We start from the raw sequence: 18,437 nt of genomic DNA on the forward strand, positions 1-18,437 counted from the left end.
CGTCCCGGCTATAGAAATTCATATGGATACGGATGGAAAGACCCTTCGCCGCGGCTGGACCACGGGCACCTGCGCGGCGGCCGCCACGAAGGCGGCCTGCGCTGCCCTTTTGACCGGCGAATTTCCTTACCCTGTCGAGGTCGAACTTCCAAGCGGCGCGAGGCCCGCATTTTCCCTCGCCACCGAGGAAAAGGGTGAAAATTTCGCCCGCGCCGGTGTCGTCAAGGATGCGGGTGACGATCCCGACGTCACCCATGGCGCGCTGATCGAAAGCACGGTCAGACGAGGTCAACCGGGAAGCGGTATCATTTTCAAGGCCGGTAAGGGCGTGGGCACCATCACCCGGCCGGGCCTGCCCCTGCCGCCGGGAGAACCCGCCATCAACCCCGTACCGCGCAAGATGATCGAAACCGCCATTCACGAAGTGGCTGGCGGAGAAGCCGATTTCGAGGTGGAGATTTCCGTCCGCGATGGCGAAAAACTGGCGGAAAAAACCCTGAACGGCAGGCTCGGCATCGTCGGCGGCATTTCCATCCTTGGCACCACCGGCATCGTCATTCCCTTTTCCTGCTCGGCGTGGATTCACTCCATCTGGCGCGGCATCGATGTGGCGCGCGCCACCGGCTGCACCCATCTGCTGGGCGCCACCGGCAACACCTCCGAAAAAGCCGGGCAGGCGCTTTACGATCTTCCGGAAACCGCGCTTATCGACATGGGCGATTTCATCGGCGGCATGCTGAAATACCTGCGCAGCCATCCGGTCGAGCGGGTGACTATCGCGGGCGGCGTCGCCAAGATGACCAAGCTCGCCCAGGGAATGCTCGACGTGCACTCCAAAAAGGGATTGGCCGATCTCGATGCGCTGGCGGCATTGGCGAGGGAAGCCGGAGGAAATGAAAATATCGCCATTGCCATCCGTCAGGCCAACATGGTCGCGCACGCCTTTGAGCTGGCCGAACGCGCCAAGATAGATCTCGGTGCGATCGTTGCTGAAAAAGCCTGGGTGACCGCAGCGGCAGCGCTGAAGACGCCGGCCATTGCGCTTGATATTCTGGTGTTTGATCGTCAGGGCGCGCTCAAGGGGCGCACCGCCTCCACACCGTCGCATCAGCCCTTCGCATCTTCCTTCGGAGATCGGAACCGCCGGATATAGTCGGTGCTATAAAGCGCGCTTTCACGAAAATCCGTCGAGGCAAGTCCACGTCCGACGAAGATCAGGGCCGTCCGCTCCACCGGTTCGGCTGCGAGTTTTCCCTCAATGTCGAACAGCGTTCCCCTGATAACCCGCTCATCCGGCCAGGAGGCGCGAACGACGATGGAGACCGGGCAATCCGAACCGTAAAGCGGCGTCAGCTCTTCCACCACTTTGCCGATGGCATGAATGGCGAGATGGACGGCGAGCGTCGTACCCGTCGCACCGAAAGCCTTCAGCGTCTCACCCTCCGGCATCTTCGATGCGCGCCCCGAAATGCGGGTCAGCACAAGGCTCTGCGCCACTTCCGGCACGGTCAGTTCCCGCTGCAAAGTGGCGGCGGCGGCGGCAAAGGATGGCACGCCGGGGGTGACGGTATAATCCAGACCCAGCCGCTTCAGACGGCGAATCTGCTCGCCCATGGCGCTCCAGACGGAAAGGTCGCCGGAATGCAGCCGCGCCACATCCTTGCCGGCCTCCGCTGCGGCCACAAATTCCGCCTCGATCTCATCCAATGAAAGCGCGGCCGTATCGACGATGCGGGCGCCCGGCGGGCAATATTCGATGAGCGCTTTCGGAACCAGCGAGCCAGCATAAAGGCACACCGGGCAGGCGGCGATAAGATCGCGCCCGCGCACCGTAATGAGATCGGCGGCGCCCGGACCGGCGCCGATGAAATGAACCGTCATTATTGTTCTCCTTGTTCGATGGCGCTGCTGCTTTCCTGCGGGGCATCGTCAGTCGTTGCGATGGCCACCGTGACATCGCCAACCACAAGACGCGGCGCAACCAGCCTTGCATTCTCTCCGGCGGCGGCAAGCGCCGCCGCTTCGCTCATACTTGGCGAGCCGGCATGATCAAGGCTTGCCTGTGAATATGTCATTGTTTTCGAAGCAACCGCCTCGAGCCGCTCCTGCGATACGATTTCAAGCGACAGCGACAGGCTTTTCACCGCTTCCAAAAGACCGGCTTCACCGGCTTTGAGCGGCGCGGTCGCCAGACATTCCGCTGTCATGCCAAAAGCACGTTCTGCGGCACGCACGGCGGCAATGAAAGCAGCGGGACCCGTGCCTCTGCGACAACCTATGCCAGCCACGGTCACCATGGCTTGGTCCAGCTCCATTGCGTCACCGGCATTGCCGGACGCCAGCCCGACATGGAACCGACAGCCGCCACCCGCGACACATCCAGACGGATCATCGATCCGCCGTGCCGCGCATGGGCGGCAAGCAGAATGGCCTCCATTTCCAGCGTTACCGCATTGGCGACCAGCCGCCCGCCGGGTTTCAGGGCCGCCATAGCCCCCTCAAGCACACCCTCTTCACTGCCGCCGCCGCCAATGAAAATCGCATCCGGCTTGGCCAAGCCTTCGAAAGCCGCAGGGGCCGCGCCGATCATGACCTCAAGCGCCGGAACACCGAAAGCTTCGGCATTGTGAGCGATACGCTCCGCCCTTTCCGGGTGTTGTTCTATGGCGATGGCTCGGAGCGAATGGTGCGACAGCATCCATTCTATGCCGATCGAACCCGAACCGGCACCGATATCCCACAGCAACTCGCCCCGCCGTGGGGCAAGAGAGGAAAGTGTCACGGCGCGGATTTCACGTTTGGTGATCTGCCCGTCATGTTCGAACAGGCTGTCATCAAGTCCACATGTGAAAGGCAGAACGCGGGCGCCCTCGGCCGCGACGACGTCAATCGCCACCACATTCAGCGGGTCGATGTCTTCAAACGAGAAATCTGCCGCCCTGACCTGCCGCCGTCTCTCCCGATCTCCACCCAGGGCTTCGAGCAAAATGAATTCCGACTGGCCGAAACCGAGATCAGACAGCAAATTTGCAATCAAAGCCGGCGCATGCGCGTCAGACGTCAGGGCGATGACGCGCGCACCCGCATGGAGATGCGGGCGCAGAAGATCGACGGAACGGCCATGCAACGAAACGCACTCGGTTGATTGCAGCGCCCAGCCAAGCCGCGAGGCGGCAAGCGAAAAGGCGGAGGGCGAGGGATGACAAACTGTCTCGTCCGTCTCGATTTGCCGCAAAAGCGTGACGCCGACGCCGTAAAAAAACGGATCGCCTGACGCCAGCACACAAACGCGCCTGCCACGCAGCGCCACAACATCGCTCATCTCAGTGTCAAAGGGCACCGGCCAGCGCCGGGCTTCACCGCGAATGGCCACGGCCGCCAACTCCAGATGGCGTTTCCCGCCGAAAACCACCTCGGCCGCTTCAATTGCCTCAATTGCCTTGCTGCCCAGTCCTTGCAGCCCGTCCTCACCTATGCCGACGATGGAGAGCCACGGCTTTTCTTTCTTTTCGGTGGAAGCCTCATTTTTTGTGGAAGCCTGGCCCGTTCCGGAATATTCAGACGTCATGACACGCTCCATACTCATCCTTGGCGGCACGGCGGATGCCCGGATACTGGCGGGCAGGCTGGCGCAGGAATCCTGCGACCGTATTCTCCTCTCCATGGCCGGCAGGACGCTCTCGCCGGTGGAACAGCCAGTGCCGATGCGCAGTGGCGGCTTCGGTGGTTCTAGCGGTCTTGCGGATTTCATTCGCACCGGAGATTTCGATATTCTCGTGGACGCCACCCATCCCTATGCGGCGAAAATTTCCGCCAATGCCATTGAGGCAGCGCGGCTCGCCAGAGTTCCGCTGGTCGTCCTTTCGCGTCCTGTCTGGCAGCGCCAGCCGGGTGACAGGTGGCATGATGTCGACACTGTCGAACAGGCTGTCACCGCGCTCGGCAGCGAAGGCAGACGCATATTTCTGGCTTTGGGAAGGCAGGAGCTTCTTCCTTTCGAAACCGCGCCCCAGCACAACTATCTCATCCGCAGCGTCGACCCGGTAGAACCGCCACTGAAACTGCCGCATGCGCGCTATATTACCGCGCGCGGCCCCTTTGCGCTGGACGACGAAATCCGCATGCTGGAAGAAAACCGCATCGAGACGGTGGTCTCGAAAAACTCCGGTGGCAGCGCGAGCTATGGCAAGATCGAAGCAGCGCGACGGCTCGGCCTTCCGGTCATCATCATCGACCGGCCGCGGCAGCAAAACGACGCGCGCCTGAATGACGTGACGGTGCCGGACATTGCCGCTGCGCTCACCGCCATTCGCCATCAGCTCTCTCTTCTCGAAAAACGCGGCGAATAAACCAGCGGTTCCTTGCCGGAACGTTCGATCAGACGGGTTTCAACCGAGCCGACGATGATGCAGGTAGCCATATCCGCCATATCGCTCGAGGCTTCCGAAAGAGGCACAACCCGAATGCGCTCATCCGTGCGGCCTGCCGCGCGACCGAAGATCACCGGCACCGAACCGGGCAAATGCGCCCGCAACAGATCAAAAGCGGTACCGAGCTGGTGCGGCCGCGCCCTGCTGACGGGATTATAGAACGCCATCACAAAGCCTGCTTCCGCCGCCGCGATCAGCCGTTTTTCAATGATGCCCCAGGGTTTCAGATTATCCGATAGCGAAATGGCGCAGAAATCATGGCCAAGCGGCGCGCCGGCTCTCGCAGCGACCGCCAGCATGGCTGTCACACCCGGCACGACGGAGAAATCGATATCGCGCCATTCGGCGGGGCCGCTTTCGATCGCCTCGCAGACCGCCGCCGCCATGGCGAAAACGCCGGGATCACCGCCCGACACCACGCACACCTTGCCGCCGGAAACTGCAAGCCGCAGAGCCTGCTCGGCGCGGGAAATCTCCTCGCGATTGTCTGAAGCGTGGCAACGCTGGTCCGGCCGAAGCGACAACCGCTCAATGTAAGGGAAATAACCGAAAAAATCGTCCGAAGCTTCAACGGCAGCGAGCGCTTCCGGCGTTATCTGGGCCTGATTGCCCGGGCCAAGACCGACGACGACGAGCCTGCCGGTCATGGCTTTTCACCTGCAGAGGGTCTTGTTTTCCAGCCGGGAACCAGAACCAGCGAAAAATATGGAGCAGGCGACGTATCGCGATCGACAAGCCGCACCGCATGGCTGTTGGCCATGGTGCCGCGCTCGACATAAAGCGCGTCTTCAAGCTTACCGGCCTTTTCCAGGGCCCGGCGAATCTTCGGCAGGTTGCGCCCCACCTTCATGATCACTGCGCCGTCAGTGCCGGACAGACGTTCCGTCAGAACATCTTCGCCGAGCGTACCGGGAAGCACGCTTAAAATATCGTCGCCTTGCACCAGCGGCAGTCCAGCCATGGACCAGCATCCCGACATGGCGGTGATGCCAGCCACGACCTCGGCGGGATAAGACGGCGCCAACCGCAGATGCAGGTGCATATAGGAGCCATAAAACAGCGGATCGCCTTCGGAGAGCACGGCAACGTTTCGACCAGCTTCGAGATGCACGGCAATATCCTTCGCCGACTGATCGAAAAAACCCGCGATGGCATCTCTGTATTCATCGCCGTTTTTGTCGCTTTCGACGGTTACCGGGTAAACCAGCGGCATTTCCAGCGTGCCCGGACGAATGAAGGCTTCGACAATACCGCGACCATTGCCGCTGCTTCCCTTTTTGCAGAAGAAGGCGAGAACATCGGCACTTTCGATGGCACGCACGGCTTTCAGCGTCAAAAGCTCCGGATCGCCGGGACCGGTGCCGACGCCAACAAGCTTGCCCTTGGGATGTTCAAGGAGTGCCGCGCTCAAAGGCCTGCCCTCGCAACCGCGTTGATCGCAGCGGCGGTCATGGCCGAGCCGCCTAGACGCCCCTTGACGATGGCGTAGGGAATAGCGAGCGAACTTGCCTCCAGTGCGTCTTTCGATTCCGCCGCACCCACAAAACCAACGGGCATGCCAATGATGGCGGCCGGGCGGGCATCGCCTTTTTCCAGTATTTCGAGGAGATAGAACAGGGCGGTTGGTGCATTGCCGATCGCGACAAGCGCGCCATCCAGCTTGTCCGCCCACAGATCAAGGGCGGCGGCGGACCGTGTGTTGCCTATCCGTTTCGCAATATCGGGCGTGCGAGCATCGCGAAGGGTGCAGATAACCTCATTGCCGGCCGGAAGGCGCGCGCGCGTCACGCCATGCGCCACCATCTCAGCATCGCAGAGGACAGGCTTGCCAGCGAGGAGGGCGGAACGCGCAGCGCCAACGAAATCGGGTGAAAAGCGGAAGTGGCTTGCCGCCTCCACCTGGCCACAGGCATGGATCATACGAATGGCGATATCAGCCTGTTCGTCGCTGAAGGCGGACAGATCCGCTTCTTCACGGATGATGGCGAAGGAGCGTTCATAGATCGCATTGCCATCGCGAATATAGTCATAGTCGGTCATCAGTCATCCTGTCGAAGCGCCGCGCCGATTACTCCCGTGCCCAGACGGGCAAGAAAGGTGGCGGCGTTTTCTCCGGGCTTATGTTCTTTTTCGTAAAGACGGGCAAGCCGCGAAAGCGCCGTCCTGCGATGCTGAAAAGGTAAAATCCCATTGGGCACGTCGCCGGCGCGACCCGAAATAAAAAATGCCAGGCCCTCAGCAGTGCCGGAAAACGTCAGAAGCGCCGGTCCGGGATGGGCGCATCCCTTGCCACAGCCGGAAATATGAAGCGTGAAAGAGCCATCCAGCAGGGAAGGGCATTCTTCAGCCGCAAAGACGGCCAGCTCATGGGTCGGAAAGAAGGCAGACCCGCATCTGGGTGCCCCCGAGCACACGGCAACGGAAGAGCGCGCGTCCCCGAGAGCAGTGATAATACCCGTCTCGCCCGCCACCGCAAGCAAATCGCGGCAGACCGTAGAAGGGCCGAAGAATAGCAGGCTATGGTTCGGCGATGGCCGCAGGGTTTTGATGCCGAGCGCATTGGCCTGCTCACAGAGCTTCGCCAGATCGGAAGCCGGGAGTTGCCCAAAAGCAGGGGCGATGCCGACAGCAAAGCGATCCACTCCCGTCGTCATCAGCCCCAATGGCAGAGACGTGTCCGTGGGTTGATCAGCAATCTCGCCCGCCAGCAGGCGATCTCCGCAGATCGATCTCGTCGCTGCATCATCCAGATCGCGGCCGCGGGCAAGCGGTCCTTGAGCAGCCAGATGGACGAGCAGAGAGACAACTATATCTGGCGCCGCGTGCGTCTCGATCAACCCTGCCCTCAGCGCCTTCGGCTGCGACCCGCCAAGCATCAATTGCCAAAGGGTTCTGCCACCCAGAGACGCCGCCTTCAGGCGAATATCGGCCAGCAAACCATCCAGGGACAGGCGACCGCCACCATCAATGACGACCGACATCTTGGCGGCGAGTTTTTCATGAAGTTGAAGCCTGTCGGCTTCTCGCCGAATTGCTGCGGCAAGCGGGCGGGCATCGACAATTTCCGTATCATCCCGACCGGCGAGAGGCGAGGTCTCTATCGCAAGTCCGTGACGAAGCGGCAGGTCCAGCGCCAGTACCTCCTTCTCCAGCGCAATCGCACTGTCGGGCGTCAAACCGCGAAACTGCATCCCGCCGCGTGCGGTGATGTCGATCAATCCGTTGCCATGCCGCTCAGCAAGATGGCAAAGCGCCACCATCTCGCGCGGCGATATATCAGCCTCGAAAGCAATTCGCGACAAAAACCCGTCGCCTGTCCGCATGGGGGCGGAAAGGGCGGGGCAGACGCCACGGCGGCCAAACGGCTGAGCGGTATCGGCGGCAGCGGCCATCACGCCTTTCTCCTTTCGGAAAACGGCAGGATCAGCATTTCCAGTTCGGCATCAACCGCGTTGCGGCGGCTATGCCACAACCCGCGACGGCGCGCGGATAAAAAGCGTTCGGCCATGACCCGCGCAGCTGTCGGGTTTTCCCGCAGAAGAAAGTCACGCACGGCCTCGTCGCCCAAATAGGCGTCGTAGAGGCATTCGATCAGAGATGAGGACACGACATGCGTCGTCTCCGCAAATCCGATCAGGCGGTCAACGGTTTCAAGCAGTTCCGCGGCACCGCGCGGCCCATGCCGCATCTGGCCGGCGATGAAGCGCGGGTTGACGGCGCGTGCCCGCACCACACGCGTCAGCGCCTGCGAGATCGTCCGCGCACGCGGGCGGGCCGGATCGGTCGTATCCAAGGCAACGATATCGGCAATATCTCCGAGCGCAGCCTTCGCAGCGGAAAAACCGCCAATGAAGGCGACATCAGACGAACCGTCGAGCAAATCCCGACCGGGATCATCGCCGGTATGAACGAGAAGATCGGCCCGGCGCACCAACTCGGTAAAGCCGGCATCCTCAACGCTGTCGAGTCCATCGGCGCCGCCAAAAGCATGGTTTGCGGCCTCGAGATATGCCCGCCCCAGCTCCTCGCGTTCATCCCAGGTACCGCTCGCCAGCTTTTCCTCGATACCGGCACCATAGGTGCCGGGCGCAGAACCGAAGATGCGCGCCGGGATATGCCCGAGCGCTGCGGCCTCCTCCGCAAGCGGATTATCGCCCGGTGCTTCATTCCTGCGCGCGACGGCTTTGGTGGCGGCGTCGAGAAGCGCGATCAGCGCCGGAAACATGTCGCGGAACAGGCCGGAGATGCGGAACGTCACATCAACGCGCGGTCGCCCGAGGCTGGCGGGCGGCAAAACCTCGATACCGGTGACACGGCCGGTAGCGGGGTCATGCATCGGCCTTGTCCCCATCAGATGCAGAGCCTGCGCCACGTCCTCGCCGCCATTGCGCAGACTGGCGCTGCCCCAGAGATCGAAGACCAGATGTTTCGGCCACTCACCATGGGTCTGCAGATGATGACGCAATACTTCTTCAGCTGCCATTTTGCCGAGCTCAAATGCCGTCGGCGTCGGCATGGTACGGGGATCGGCGGCATAAAGGTTGCGACCGGTGGGCAGCACATCAAGCCTTCCGCGCGCAGGTGCGCCGGAAGGGCCGGGCATGATATGGCGGCCATCAAGCGCGGCAATCAGGGCGGCTTTTTCCGATTTGGCGCTTTCAAGCCTCAGGAGGTCGGTCTCACCCTCGGCACTGCGGCCAAAAACATGCTGGCCGTCCTTGATCGCAAAATCCTTGAGGTCGCAGAGAAAGGCATCGATGCGCGACAGCGCCGCATCTGGATCATCTTTTTCGGCCACACCCGCTTCCGCCGCAAGCCCGGTCTCCAGCGCCTTTTCAACGATCAGTTTCGCCAGCCGGTCACGCCGGCGGCGATCCAGCCCATCCGCCTGGGCATATTCATCGACCAGTTGCTCCAGCGCCGACTGCTCCGGCGAAAGCCCGGCATTCACGAGTACTGGCGGAACATGGCCGATGGTCACGGCCGCAATTCGCCGCTTGGCGACCGCAGCCTCGCCCGGATTGGAAACGATGAACGGATAGACTACAGGCAGCGAGCCGGTGACGATTTCGGGAAAACAATAGCGGGAAAGTGCTACCGTCTTTCCGGGCAGCCATTCCAGCGTTCCATGCGCGCCCACATGCACGATGGCATGCGCACCCGCAATCCGCTGCATCCATGCGCCGAAGGCAACAAGCGCGTGACGCGGCGGCAGGGCCGGGTCGTGGTAGTCCACCCGACGATCCTCATTGCGGCCCCGGTCCGGCGCGAGCGCCACGAACACTTCGCCGAAACGGGCGGCGCGGAACCGGAACGCGCCGTCGACGAGTGTGTCGTCATCGATTGCCGCGCCCCATGTCGCTTTTACGGACCCGGCAGATGCCGACGGCAAGGTGGAGAAAAAAGCCTCGTAGGTGGAAAGATCAATTGCCGCTTCCTGCTGTTCGACACAGTCGAGCAACGCCCGCGCGGTCTCAGGAATATCCTTGACCGTATAACCGGCCCCGGCGAGATCCTGCATCATTTCGAGAACGCTTTGCGGTACATCGAGACCGACGGCATAACCGGTTCGCCCGGGCGCCGCACCGGGATAATCCGGCATCAGAATGACGATGCGGCGATCCCGTGGAGCGGCATTCCGCAGCCGCAGGAAAGCGGCGATGCGATTTGCCGCCTGCTCGATGCGATCAGGCTCGGGTACATTGAGCAAACTCGCGCCGCCATCCACGCGCGCCTGTTTGAATGAGATCGCACCGGCAAGAATCCGGCCATCCAGCTCCGGCAGGACGACATGCATGGCGAGATCGGAAGGATTGAGACCGCGCGCGTTTTCCGCCCATCCGTCCCTCCGCGTCGTCGCCATCACCACCTGAAACACCGGAACGCCTATCCGGTCAAACAGGGTTGCCCCGTCATCATTCGTCTGACTGGCGAAGGCGGTGGCGGCGATGATGGCGGCGGGGTTCAGATCGGGCAGCGCCGTTTCGACGAAACGGATCGCCTCGCCATCCTTCAGACCACTGACAAAAATCGGCAATGGCGCAAAGCCGCGCTGCGAGAGCGCCTTAAAAAGCGCGTCCACCGGTGCGGCATCTGCCGCCAGAAGCATGGAACGGTAAAACAGAATGGGCAGAACGGGCGCACCTTCTGGAAAACCCGCGCAGGCTTCCGCCCTATCCACAACGCCCCTGCCGGGCCGGTAGAAACCGGCTTTCGGCAGCGGCTCGGCTTCGATATCCGGCCATGCCTCGCCCCTTGCAAGAGCGGCGAGAGCAAGGGCAAGCCGATCCATATTCTCCTGCCCACCCCCACGGAAGAAGGACAGGACCGAGGCCAAAATCCGCCGATCGACGGTCGAGGCCGCTTCCAGTTTCTCGTCCCTTTCGCTGCACTCGCCCGGCAAAAGCAGAAGCTTGATGCCACGCCCGTGCGCAAGAATGGAAAGCTGATCGACGCCGTAACGCCAGCGTTCCGCACCGCCGAGAATCCGGATAAGAATAACCTTGGCGTGTTCCGCCGTCTTTTCGACCCAGAGATCGACCGACATGGGATGCCGAAGCTCGGAGAGGTTGGCGGCTGACAGGGAGGGGAGCGCACCCCCTGTTCGCCGCCAGGCCTGTTCCAGCCCGGCCAGATCGCTTGCCGAAAAAGACAGTATCACCACATCAGACCGAGGCTGGTTGAGATCAACCGGCTCGATCAGATCGTCCAGAGACGAGGATGTGGTAGCAAGGATGTGCATCGTCAGGCGGCCAGCATCTGTTCGATCTTTTCGCGGTTGATGCCCTTTTCGCCGATGACGACGAGGCGGCTGCGGCGTTCCTCTCCTGCAGCCCAGGGTCGGTCGTAATAATGATTGACGCGGCTGCCCACAGCCTGCACCTGCAGGCGCATCGGCTTTGCGGCAACCTCGATGAAGCCCTTGATGCGCAGGACATTTTCCGCAGCAGCTGTCTCGGCGATACGGATCGCAAGCGCTTCCGGATCGGTAACAGTCGGCAGATCGATGACGAAGCTGTCGAAATCGTCATGCTCGTGGTCGAGTTCGCCATCATGGTGGGTGCGGCGGTTTTCGATATCCTCTTCCACCGCAAGGCCAAGACCGATCAGCACGGCGGGGTCGATGGCGCCATTGGAGGCCACAACGATCTTTGCCGCCCGCGGCAGATGTTCGAGAACATGCGCCTTGGCCTTGTCCAGACCGACGTCATCCAGCAGATCGGCCTTGGTCAGCACGATAAGATCGGCGCAGGCGATCTGATCCTCGAAAACCTCTTCGACCGGGTCATCGTGATCGAGCGCCTCGTCGTTGGCACGCTGGGCAGCGAGCGCTTCCATGTCGTGCGCCACCTGACCTTCGGCAAGGGCGGCGCCATCCACTACGGCCACGACGGCGTCCACCGTCACACGGCTCTTGATCGCCGGCCATTGGAAGGCCTGCACCAAGGGCTTCGGCAGGGCAAGGCCCGAGGTCTCGATGAGGATATGCTCCACCTTCGGCTGGCGGCTCAGAATCTGTTCGATGGCGGGCTGGAAATCATCCGCCACCGTGCAGCAAATGCAGCCATTGGCCAGTTCGACGATGTTTTCTTCCGGGCAGCTTTCAATGCCGCAACCTTTGAGAATCTCACCATCGATACCGATGTCGCCGAATTCGTTGACGATGATCGCCAGCCGCTTGCCGTCCAGCTTTTCGAGAAGACCGCGCAGCAGCGTGGTTTTGCCGGCCCCCAGAAAGCCGGTAACGATGGTGCAGGGAACGCGGTCCAGAAGGGTGCTCATGATCTCTCCTCGGTAAAATCGAATGGGGGAATGCGCGCCACCATGCCGCGCTTTAAGGGTTCGGGGCGGCCGCGCCAGGGCATCAGGCCGTCGGGGGCGGCAGCCAGCAGCCGTGCGCCGGTCAGCAAATCGTCCGCATCACCGGTCGTCAGCCCGCCGAAGACATAGGACCAGCCATCGGCGCTGCGCAGTGCAGCGCTAAGGCCGCGCTTGCAATTGGCGAGGCAGTTGACGGAACGAACGGTGACACCCGTTTCCTGCGCCTTTGCGATGACGGCATCGGCGAGACGCGAACCGGGGCGCGGTTCGGCATTGGGATCGGTTTCATCACGGCAGCTTCTGCAAACGAAGACGGTCACGCCGGACGCCGTTTCGTTCTGCGTGTTTCCGCCTGCACATGAAGATGTCGCTGAAATATCCAAACCGTATCGTTTCCCGCGCCTTACAAAAAATCTCGGGGGTGCGGATGTCGAATACGGCATGCGGACAGGCGCAAGCCGGGTGTTCGATCTAACCGACTGACCGGAGCACCCCGCCCGGCAGACGTTTTTCCTGAAACGGCAGGTCTCCTGGCTCGCGGCTTTACACCCTGACACCGCCTTCCCGAACCCTTGAGGTGTCCAGTGGCTTTACGGTGCGGGCTTACCGCTTACAGTTGCGGGGGCAGCCACGGAATGACCCGGTAGTCGGGATGGAACCGTGTTCCCTCTTAGCTTTTCCCGTTGCCGGGAAAAGACCGTCAGTTCGTTACCCTTAGGCTGAACGGGCGTGGGGGTCAATGCCGCGGCCCTGTGGCCCGCACATTGCCGGGTGCGGCAAATTGGGTATAGTCGCCGCTCCGAATGGCGGGGGCACCGGGTCCCGCGCCGCTGGATGAAAAGGAAAACGCGATGACACGCGACATCAGCGACAGCGAAGCCGAACGTCACCGGCAGAAAATGGTCAATCGCAAGACGGTGCAGGACACCGAAGTTGCGGAAAAGACCATCGAAAAAGGTCTGCTGATGATCAATACCGGTCCCGGCAAGGGCAAATCCACCGCCGCTTTCGGCCTTGCCCTGCGCATGCTCGGCACCGGGCGGCGGGTCGGCGTCGTTCAATTCATCAAGGGCGCATGGTCGACGGGAGAACAGCAGGCGCTGACTTTGTTCGGCGACAGGGTCGTGTGGCGCACCATGGGCGAGGGGTTCACCTGGGACACGCAGGATTTAAAACGCGACGTCGCAGCGGCGGCAAAGGCCTGGGAAGAAGCCCAAATCCTGATGGCCGACGAGACCATCGGCCTGCTGATCCTCGATGAGCTGAACATCGCACTCCGTTACGATTACCTGCCGCTGGAGGAGGTGGTCGAAACGCTTTCCAGCCGCAGGCCCGATCTCCATGTCATCGTCACCGGCCGCAATGCCAAGCAACCGCTCATCGACGCGGCCGATATGGTGACGGAAATGACCCTCGTGAAACATCACTTCAAGGCGGGCGTAAAAGCGCAGGCGGGGATAGAATTCTGACATGGTAGCACGCGTGCTGATGTTTCAGGGAACCGGCTCGGATGTCGGTAAATCGCTGATGGTGGCCGGCCTTGCCCGCGCCTTCGTCAGGCGCGGCCTGTCCGTCATGCCGTTCAAGCCGCAAAACATGTCAAACAATGCGGCGGTCACCGCCGATGGCGGCGAGATTGGCCGCGCGCAGGCACTGCAGGCACGGGCGGCGGGCGTGCCGCTTTCCGTGCACATGAACCCGGTGCTCCTGAAGCCGCAGAGCGAGACCGGCGCACAGGTGGTGGTGCAGGGCAAGATCGCCGGCAATGCCAAAGCGGCCGACTATCAGAACATGAAGGCCGGGCTGATGCCACGCGTGTTGGAAAGCTTCAACCGCCTGAAACAACAGGCCGATCTGGTGTTGGTGGAAGGGGCGGGCAGCGCATCCGAAATCAACCTGCGTGCCAATGACATCGCCAATATGGGCTTTGCCAGAGCTGCGGACGCGCCTGTGATCCTGATCGGCGATATCGACCGGGGAGGCGTCATCGCCAGCCTCGTCGGCACGAATGCCGTACTCGAAGCTGAAGACGCGGCGATGATCGAAGGTTTTATCGTCAATCGCTTTCGCGGCGATCCGGCCCTGTTTTCGGACGGCATGCAGATAATTGCGGAAAAGACCGGCTGGGCCTCTATCGGGCTCCTGCCGCATTTTTCCGATGCCGCGAAACTGCCGGCGGAAGATGCGCTGGGGCTTTCCGGCGCGGCCCAACAGAAGCCCGGCGCAAAGATCCGCATCGCCGTGCCGATCCTGCCGCACATTTCCAATTTCGACGACCTCGATCCGCTGGATATGGAACCGGATGTCGAACTGATCCGCGTGCGGCCGGGCGAAACCATTCCCGCCGATTGCCGGCTGGTTTTGCTTTGCGGCTCGAAATCCACCATCGCCGATCTCGCCGTGCTGAAAGATGCGGGCCTAGACATCGATATAAAGGCGCATGTGCGGCGCGGCGGCTACGTTCTCGGCCTTTGTGGCGGATACCAGATGCTCGGAAAAACCGTTGCCGATCCTGACGGCATCGAGGGATCGCCAGCGACTGTCGATGGGCTCGGTCTCCTTGATGTCGACACGGTTTTGACGGGTGACAAGCGACTCGTTTCCGTTCAAGGCGTGAGCTTTGATGGTATTGGTTTATCCGGCTACGAAATGCATGTCGGGAAAACAACGGGAGCAGCGGGCAATCTGGCGTTTTCGACGATCGACGGGCATAGCGATGGAAGCATTTCACCCGACGGTCGCGTCTTCGGCACCTATATTCACGGCCTCTTCGCAGATAACAGCCAGCGGAGCGCGTGGCTCAAGCGTCTCGGCGGGCAGAGCACGGAGCTGAACTATGATGAGCAGGTGCATGCGGTTCTCGACCGTCTCGCTGCACATATGGAGCAGCACCTCGATCTCGACAGACTTCTTGCTATAGCGCGATAAGGATCGCCAGAAGTCCCAACAGGCCGATCAACAACAGGTCAGCGATCCGCGCCAGCCGTAGCGCCGTGCGAATATCACCGGCAACCAACGCCGCCCTGCCGCCTTCGCCCATGAAACGCGCCTCGATCATCTGCCCGCCATAGGAGCGCGGCCCTGCGAGCGCAAAGCCGAGAGCGCCGGCCAGCGCCGCCTCCGGCCAGCCGGCATTGGGGGAACGGTGATGATGGGCATCGCGACGTATCGCGGCCATGGCCCCGCCGGGTGATGCGCCCTTAACAAAAAACGCCGCGACCACGAAAAGACCGCCGCTCAGCCGAGAGGCCGGCAGATTAACGAGATCGTCCAGCCGGGCGGAGGCCCAGCCGAAAGCCTCATGGCGGGGTGAGCGATGGCCGATCATGCTATCGGCCGTATTAATCGCCTTGTAAGCCGCGCCGCCCGGCAGGCCCAATAGACCAAGCCAGAGGGCAGGAGCGACGATGCCATCGGAAAAATTCTCGGCCAGACTTTCAACCGCCGCCCGGCAGATCGCCGCCTCGTCCAGCTTTTGCGGATCACGCCCGACGATCATCGATACCGCCTTGCGGCCGCCTTCCACACCCTCGCGCTCCAGAGCGATGGCGACAGCCTCCACATGCTGCTCAAGACTTTTTTGCGCCGGCAGCGAAGCGCCAAGCACGGCGACCAACAAAAGGCCGAAAGGCAGGAAGAGGAGAACGGATTGCGCCAACCACGCAACAAGCAGCGTCAGCCCGACGAAAACGAGGAGAGCCGCGACACCGGCACCCTTACGCTGTGAAAATGACGCACTCTCCCGGTTCCATTTTTTGTCCAGCAGCGCGATAAGCGAACCGATCCAGGTGACGGGATGGCCGATGCGTTTGAACAGCCAGTCCGGATAGCCGGTCAGGCGTTCGATCACGAGCGACAGGAAAGCGAGAGCAAAGAACATGGGCGAAACAGTACCAGAAAAGGCGAAAGCTGCGATCCGTCACGGTGGCAATCTCGGCAGGGCGCGTTTGATGTTTCCTGAAGCCCCGGAACCGTGGATCGACCTTTCGACTGGGATCAATCCGCACTCCTATCCGCATTCGCCGATCCCCGCCAGCGCATTCGCGCGCCTGCCGGAACCGGACGCCGCCGAAAAATTGAGACATCTGGCCGCCACCCATTTCAATGCGCCTTCCGCCCGGCATGTGGCGCTTTCCCCCGGCACCCAGATGCTGATGCCGTTGCTGGCTCAGATCGCTATCGCCCGCGGGGCAAAAAGCGGCGCCGTCCTTTCCCCCGCCTATGCGGAACATGCCCGAACCGCACGCATGGCCGGACTGGCTGTGACCGAGGCGGAAAACATCAGCGCGATGTCGGCTCATGACTATGGCGTCGTGGTCAATCCCAATAATCCCGATGGCCGCATCACGGATCGCACCGCCTTGTTGTCGCTGGCCGCCGCCATGCGCCGCAAGGGTGGGCTGCTCGTCGTGGACGAAGCCTTCATCGAGACAGGAGGTGCCGAAAGCCTCGCAAATGCCGCTGGTCAGGATGCACTGGTGATCCTGCGCTCTTTCGGTAAATTTTACGGCATGGCAGGCGTTCGGCTGGGTTTCGCGATTGCGCAGCCCGATATCGCTGCTGAACTGGAGGCAAGGCTCGGCCCCTGGGCGGTTTCCGGCCCGGCGCTGCATATCGCGACGCAGGCTCTGGCGGACGGGGAATGGCAATCGTCCATGCGTCTGCACCTTGCCGAAGACGGCCGGCGCATGAACGCCATGCTGGAAAAAGCGGGGCTGGCAATTGCCGGCGGCACGTCGCTGTTTACTCTGGTGCGGGATCCCCGCACCACAAACCTGTCCAGCCATCTTGGCCGACACGGCATTCTGGTCCGCATTTTTGATGAAAGGCCGAACGACATGCGTTTCGGTCTTCCCGGTAGCGAAACGGAGTGGCAGCGGCTCAAAGAGGCGCTGTCATCCTTTGACTATTCCTCGAAGGTGTAGGTCTCAATCGACTCCGGCTTCATTTCGATGGAGAAGCCCGGCAATTTCGGCGGCATGTAAGCGGCGTTTCTGATATCGCAGGGCTCGATGAAGTGCTCGTGCAGGTGGTCGACATATTCGATCACGCGGCCTTCTTTCGTGCCAGATACGACCAGATAGTCGATCATCGACAGATGCTGCACATATTCGCAAAGGCCGACGCCGCCGGCATGCGGCCAGACTGGCAGATTGTATTTGGCGGCGATCAGCAGCACCGCCAGCACCTCGTTCAGACCGCCCATGCGGCAGCTGTCGATCTGCACCACATCGATGGCGCCCTCGGCGATGAACTGTTTGAACATAATACGGTTCTGGCACATTTCACCCGTCGCCACCTTAACCGAACCGATGGCCGCGCGGATCTTGCGATGGCCGGCGACGTCGTCCGGGCTCGTTGGCTCCTCAATGAAGAAGGGGTTGCAGAAGGCGAGCTTGTTGACCCACTCGATGGCCTGATCGACTTCCCAGACCTGATTGGCGTCAATCATCAGGTAACGGTCGGGACCGATCACCTCACGGGCAATGGTAAGACGGCGAATGTCGTCTTCCAGATCGCGGCCTACCTTCATCTTCACATGGTTGAATCCGGCGTCGATGGCTTCCTGGCAAAGGCGGCGCAGCTTGGCGTCGTCATAACCAAGCCAGCCGGCAGATGTCGTGTAGCAGGCGTAACCTTCGTTCTTCAGCGTCTCGATACGTTCCTTCTTGCCGCTTTCGGCTTTTTTGAGGATCGCAAGCGCTTCGTCCCGGGTCAGCACGTCGGTCAGATAGCGGTAATCGACGATATCGGCGATTTCTTCCGGACTCATATCGGCGACAAGCTGCCATACGGGCTTGCCTGCCTTCTTGGCCAGCAGATCCCATACCGCATTCACAACGGCGCCGGTGGCGAGATGCATCGCGCCCTTGTCCGGGCCGATCCAGCGTAGCTGGCTGTCGCTCGTCAGATGCCGCCAATATTTGCCGGGGTTCTCGGTGACGGTGGCAAGATCGGTGCCGACCACCAGATGACGCATCGCTTCGATGGCCATGCAGCAGATGTCATTGCCGCGGCCGATGGTGAAGGTCAGCCCGTGGCCTTTGAGACCCGGCTCATCGGTATCGAGAATGACATAAGCCGCCGAATAATCCGGGTCGGGGTTCATCGCATCCGAACCGTCGAGACTTTGGGACGTCGGAAAACGCAGGTCGAAAACACGCAGATCAGTAATTTTGGTCATGG

17 protein-coding genes and 1 riboswitch are annotated in these 18,437 nt (G+C 61.5%); of the genes, 5 read left to right on the top strand and 12 right to left on the bottom strand.

Annotated elements, in window-relative coordinates; translation table 11 throughout:
• Window positions 1-22 precede the first annotated feature (22 nt).
• Entirely contained in the window at window positions 23-1,153 is a 1,131-nt protein-coding gene (locus AGR1_RS14330; RefSeq protein WP_187772147.1) for a cobalt-precorrin-5B (C(1))-methyltransferase, read from the top strand.
• Here the strand turns inward: AGR1_RS14330 and cobM are convergent.
• Genes cobM through cbiE form a run of 3 tightly spaced genes read right to left on the bottom strand, consistent with a single transcriptional unit; the run spans window position 1,108 to window position 3,568 of the window.
• Entirely contained in the window at window positions 1,108-1,881 is a 774-nt protein-coding gene (cobM, locus tag AGR1_RS14335) for a precorrin-4 C(11)-methyltransferase (protein ID WP_149147192.1), read from the bottom strand. The genes AGR1_RS14330 and cobM overlap by 46 nt on opposite strands.
• Window positions 1,881-2,297 (bottom strand): cobalamin biosynthesis protein, encoded by a 417-nt coding sequence (locus tag AGR1_RS14340; RefSeq protein ID WP_187772186.1) that lies wholly within the window; start codon window positions 2,295-2,297, stop codon window positions 1,881-1,883. Before AGR1_RS14340 ends, cobM begins: the two co-directional genes overlap by 1 nt.
• Window positions 2,291-3,568 carry a precorrin-6y C5,15-methyltransferase (decarboxylating) subunit CbiE gene (gene cbiE / locus AGR1_RS14345; RefSeq protein ID WP_149147194.1) on the bottom strand — a complete coding sequence of 426 codons (1,278 nt, stop codon included), beginning with the start codon at window positions 3,566-3,568 and terminating at the stop codon, window positions 2,291-2,293. The genes AGR1_RS14340 and cbiE overlap by 7 nt, the downstream gene beginning before the upstream one ends.
• Here cbiE and AGR1_RS14350 point away from each other — a divergent pair.
• On the top strand, window positions 3,567-4,349 hold the full coding sequence (locus AGR1_RS14350; protein ID WP_149147195.1) for a cobalt-precorrin-6A reductase: 783 nt from the start codon (window positions 3,567-3,569) through the stop codon (window positions 4,347-4,349). The two genes, cbiE and AGR1_RS14350, sit on opposite strands and share 2 nt — an antisense overlap.
• On the opposite strand, the gene AGR1_RS14355 is transcribed toward AGR1_RS14350, so the two are convergent.
• The 7 genes from AGR1_RS14355 to AGR1_RS14385 are packed head-to-tail and all read right to left on the bottom strand — an operon-like array spanning window position 4,316 to window position 12,634.
• Window positions 4,316-5,077, bottom strand: a complete 762-nt coding sequence (locus tag AGR1_RS14355; RefSeq protein WP_149147196.1) for a precorrin-3B C(17)-methyltransferase — start codon at window positions 5,075-5,077, stop codon at window positions 4,316-4,318. The genes AGR1_RS14350 and AGR1_RS14355 overlap by 34 nt on opposite strands.
• Entirely contained in the window at window positions 5,074-5,841 is a 768-nt protein-coding gene (locus tag AGR1_RS14360) for a precorrin-2 C(20)-methyltransferase (RefSeq protein ID WP_149147197.1), read from the bottom strand. Before AGR1_RS14360 ends, AGR1_RS14355 begins: the two co-directional genes overlap by 4 nt.
• Window positions 5,838-6,470 carry a precorrin-8X methylmutase gene (locus AGR1_RS14365; protein ID WP_077983649.1) on the bottom strand — a complete coding sequence of 211 codons (633 nt, stop codon included), beginning with the start codon at window positions 6,468-6,470 and terminating at the stop codon, window positions 5,838-5,840. Before AGR1_RS14365 ends, AGR1_RS14360 begins: the two co-directional genes overlap by 4 nt.
• Window positions 6,470-7,822 carry a precorrin-3B synthase gene (cobG, locus tag AGR1_RS14370; protein WP_149147365.1) on the bottom strand — a complete coding sequence of 451 codons (1,353 nt, stop codon included), beginning with the start codon at window positions 7,820-7,822 and terminating at the stop codon, window positions 6,470-6,472. Before cobG ends, AGR1_RS14365 begins: the two co-directional genes overlap by 1 nt.
• Window positions 7,822-11,172 carry a cobaltochelatase subunit CobN gene (gene cobN, locus AGR1_RS14375; protein ID WP_149147198.1) on the bottom strand — a complete coding sequence of 1,117 codons (3,351 nt, stop codon included), beginning with the start codon at window positions 11,170-11,172 and terminating at the stop codon, window positions 7,822-7,824. Before cobN ends, cobG begins: the two co-directional genes overlap by 1 nt.
• Window positions 11,173-11,174: 2 nt before the next feature.
• A complete protein-coding gene (cobW, locus tag AGR1_RS14380; RefSeq protein WP_149147199.1) occupies window positions 11,175-12,212 on the bottom strand; it encodes a cobalamin biosynthesis protein CobW in 1,038 nt (345 codons plus the stop codon).
• Window positions 12,209-12,634: a DUF1636 family protein gene (locus AGR1_RS14385; protein ID WP_162927476.1), complete on the bottom strand. Its 426-nt coding sequence runs from the start codon at window positions 12,632-12,634 to the stop codon at window positions 12,209-12,211. The genes cobW and AGR1_RS14385 overlap by 4 nt, the downstream gene beginning before the upstream one ends.
• Before the next feature lie 119 nt (window positions 12,635-12,753).
• Window positions 12,754-12,968: riboswitch (cobalamin riboswitch) on the bottom strand.
• A 134-nt stretch (window positions 12,969-13,102) separates the two neighbouring features.
• Between AGR1_RS14385 and cobO the strand changes: the two genes are divergently transcribed.
• Window positions 13,103-13,720, top strand: a complete 618-nt coding sequence (cobO, locus tag AGR1_RS14390) for a cob(I)yrinic acid a,c-diamide adenosyltransferase (RefSeq protein WP_149147200.1) — start codon at window positions 13,103-13,105, stop codon at window positions 13,718-13,720.
• 1 nt (window position 13,721) lies between these two features.
• A complete protein-coding gene (locus tag AGR1_RS14395; RefSeq protein ID WP_149147201.1) occupies window positions 13,722-15,179 on the top strand; it encodes a cobyric acid synthase in 1,458 nt (485 codons plus the stop codon).
• On the opposite strand, the gene cbiB is transcribed toward AGR1_RS14395, so the two are convergent.
• Window positions 15,166-16,131, bottom strand: a complete 966-nt coding sequence (gene cbiB / locus AGR1_RS14400) for an adenosylcobinamide-phosphate synthase CbiB (protein ID WP_080792182.1) — start codon at window positions 16,129-16,131, stop codon at window positions 15,166-15,168. The genes AGR1_RS14395 and cbiB overlap by 14 nt on opposite strands.
• Between cbiB and cobD the strand changes: the two genes are divergently transcribed.
• Complete coding sequence (cobD, locus tag AGR1_RS14405; RefSeq protein WP_080792181.1) at window positions 16,130-17,176, top strand: threonine-phosphate decarboxylase CobD; 1,047 nt, start codon at window positions 16,130-16,132, stop codon at window positions 17,174-17,176. The genes cbiB and cobD overlap by 2 nt on opposite strands.
• On the opposite strand, the gene AGR1_RS14410 is transcribed toward cobD, so the two are convergent.
• Window positions 17,158-18,435: an L-fuconate dehydratase gene (locus AGR1_RS14410; protein WP_149147202.1), complete on the bottom strand. Its 1,278-nt coding sequence runs from the start codon at window positions 18,433-18,435 to the stop codon at window positions 17,158-17,160. The two genes, cobD and AGR1_RS14410, sit on opposite strands and share 19 nt — an antisense overlap.
• Window positions 18,436-18,437 lie beyond the last annotated feature (2 nt).

This window comes from Agrobacterium sp. B1(2019), assembly GCF_008274755.1.
GTDB lineage: Bacteria > Pseudomonadota > Alphaproteobacteria > Rhizobiales > Rhizobiaceae > Agrobacterium > Agrobacterium salinitolerans.

Bases quoted from the DNA above. Each gene is read 5' to 3' on its own strand.
- AGR1_RS14330 (WP_187772147.1), top strand. From the start codon at position 23: ATGGATACGGATGGAAAGACCCTTCGCCGCGGCTGGACCACGGGCACC.
- cobM (WP_149147192.1), bottom strand. From the start codon at position 1,881: ATGACGGTTCATTTCATCGGCGCCGGTCCGGGCGCCGCCGATCTCATT.
- AGR1_RS14340 (WP_187772186.1), bottom strand. From the start codon at position 2,297: ATGGTGACCGTGGCTGGCATAGGTTGTCGCAGAGGCACGGGTCCCGCT.
- AGR1_RS14350 (WP_149147195.1), top strand. From the start codon at position 3,567: ATGACACGCTCCATACTCATCCTTGGCGGCACGGCGGATGCCCGGATA.
- cbiE (WP_149147194.1), bottom strand. From the start codon at position 3,568: ATGACGTCTGAATATTCCGGAACGGGCCAGGCTTCCACAAAAAATGAG.
- AGR1_RS14355 (WP_149147196.1), bottom strand. From the start codon at position 5,077: ATGACCGGCAGGCTCGTCGTCGTCGGTCTTGGCCCGGGCAATCAGGCC.
- AGR1_RS14365 (WP_077983649.1), bottom strand. From the start codon at position 6,470: ATGACCGACTATGACTATATTCGCGATGGCAATGCGATCTATGAACGC.
- cobG (WP_149147365.1), bottom strand. From the start codon at position 7,822: ATGGCCGCTGCCGCCGATACCGCTCAGCCGTTTGGCCGCCGTGGCGTC.
- cobN (WP_149147198.1), bottom strand. From the start codon at position 11,172: ATGCACATCCTTGCTACCACATCCTCGTCTCTGGACGATCTGATCGAG.
- cobW (WP_149147199.1), bottom strand. From the start codon at position 12,212: ATGAGCACCCTTCTGGACCGCGTTCCCTGCACCATCGTTACCGGCTTT.
- cobO (WP_149147200.1), top strand. From the start codon at position 13,103: ATGACACGCGACATCAGCGACAGCGAAGCCGAACGTCACCGGCAGAAA.
- AGR1_RS14395 (WP_149147201.1), top strand. From the start codon at position 13,722: ATGGTAGCACGCGTGCTGATGTTTCAGGGAACCGGCTCGGATGTCGGT.
- cobD (WP_080792181.1), top strand. From the start codon at position 16,130: ATGGGCGAAACAGTACCAGAAAAGGCGAAAGCTGCGATCCGTCACGGT.
- cbiB (WP_080792182.1), bottom strand. From the start codon at position 16,131: ATGTTCTTTGCTCTCGCTTTCCTGTCGCTCGTGATCGAACGCCTGACC.
- AGR1_RS14410 (WP_149147202.1), bottom strand. From the start codon at position 18,435: ATGACCAAAATTACTGATCTGCGTGTTTTCGACCTGCGTTTTCCGACG.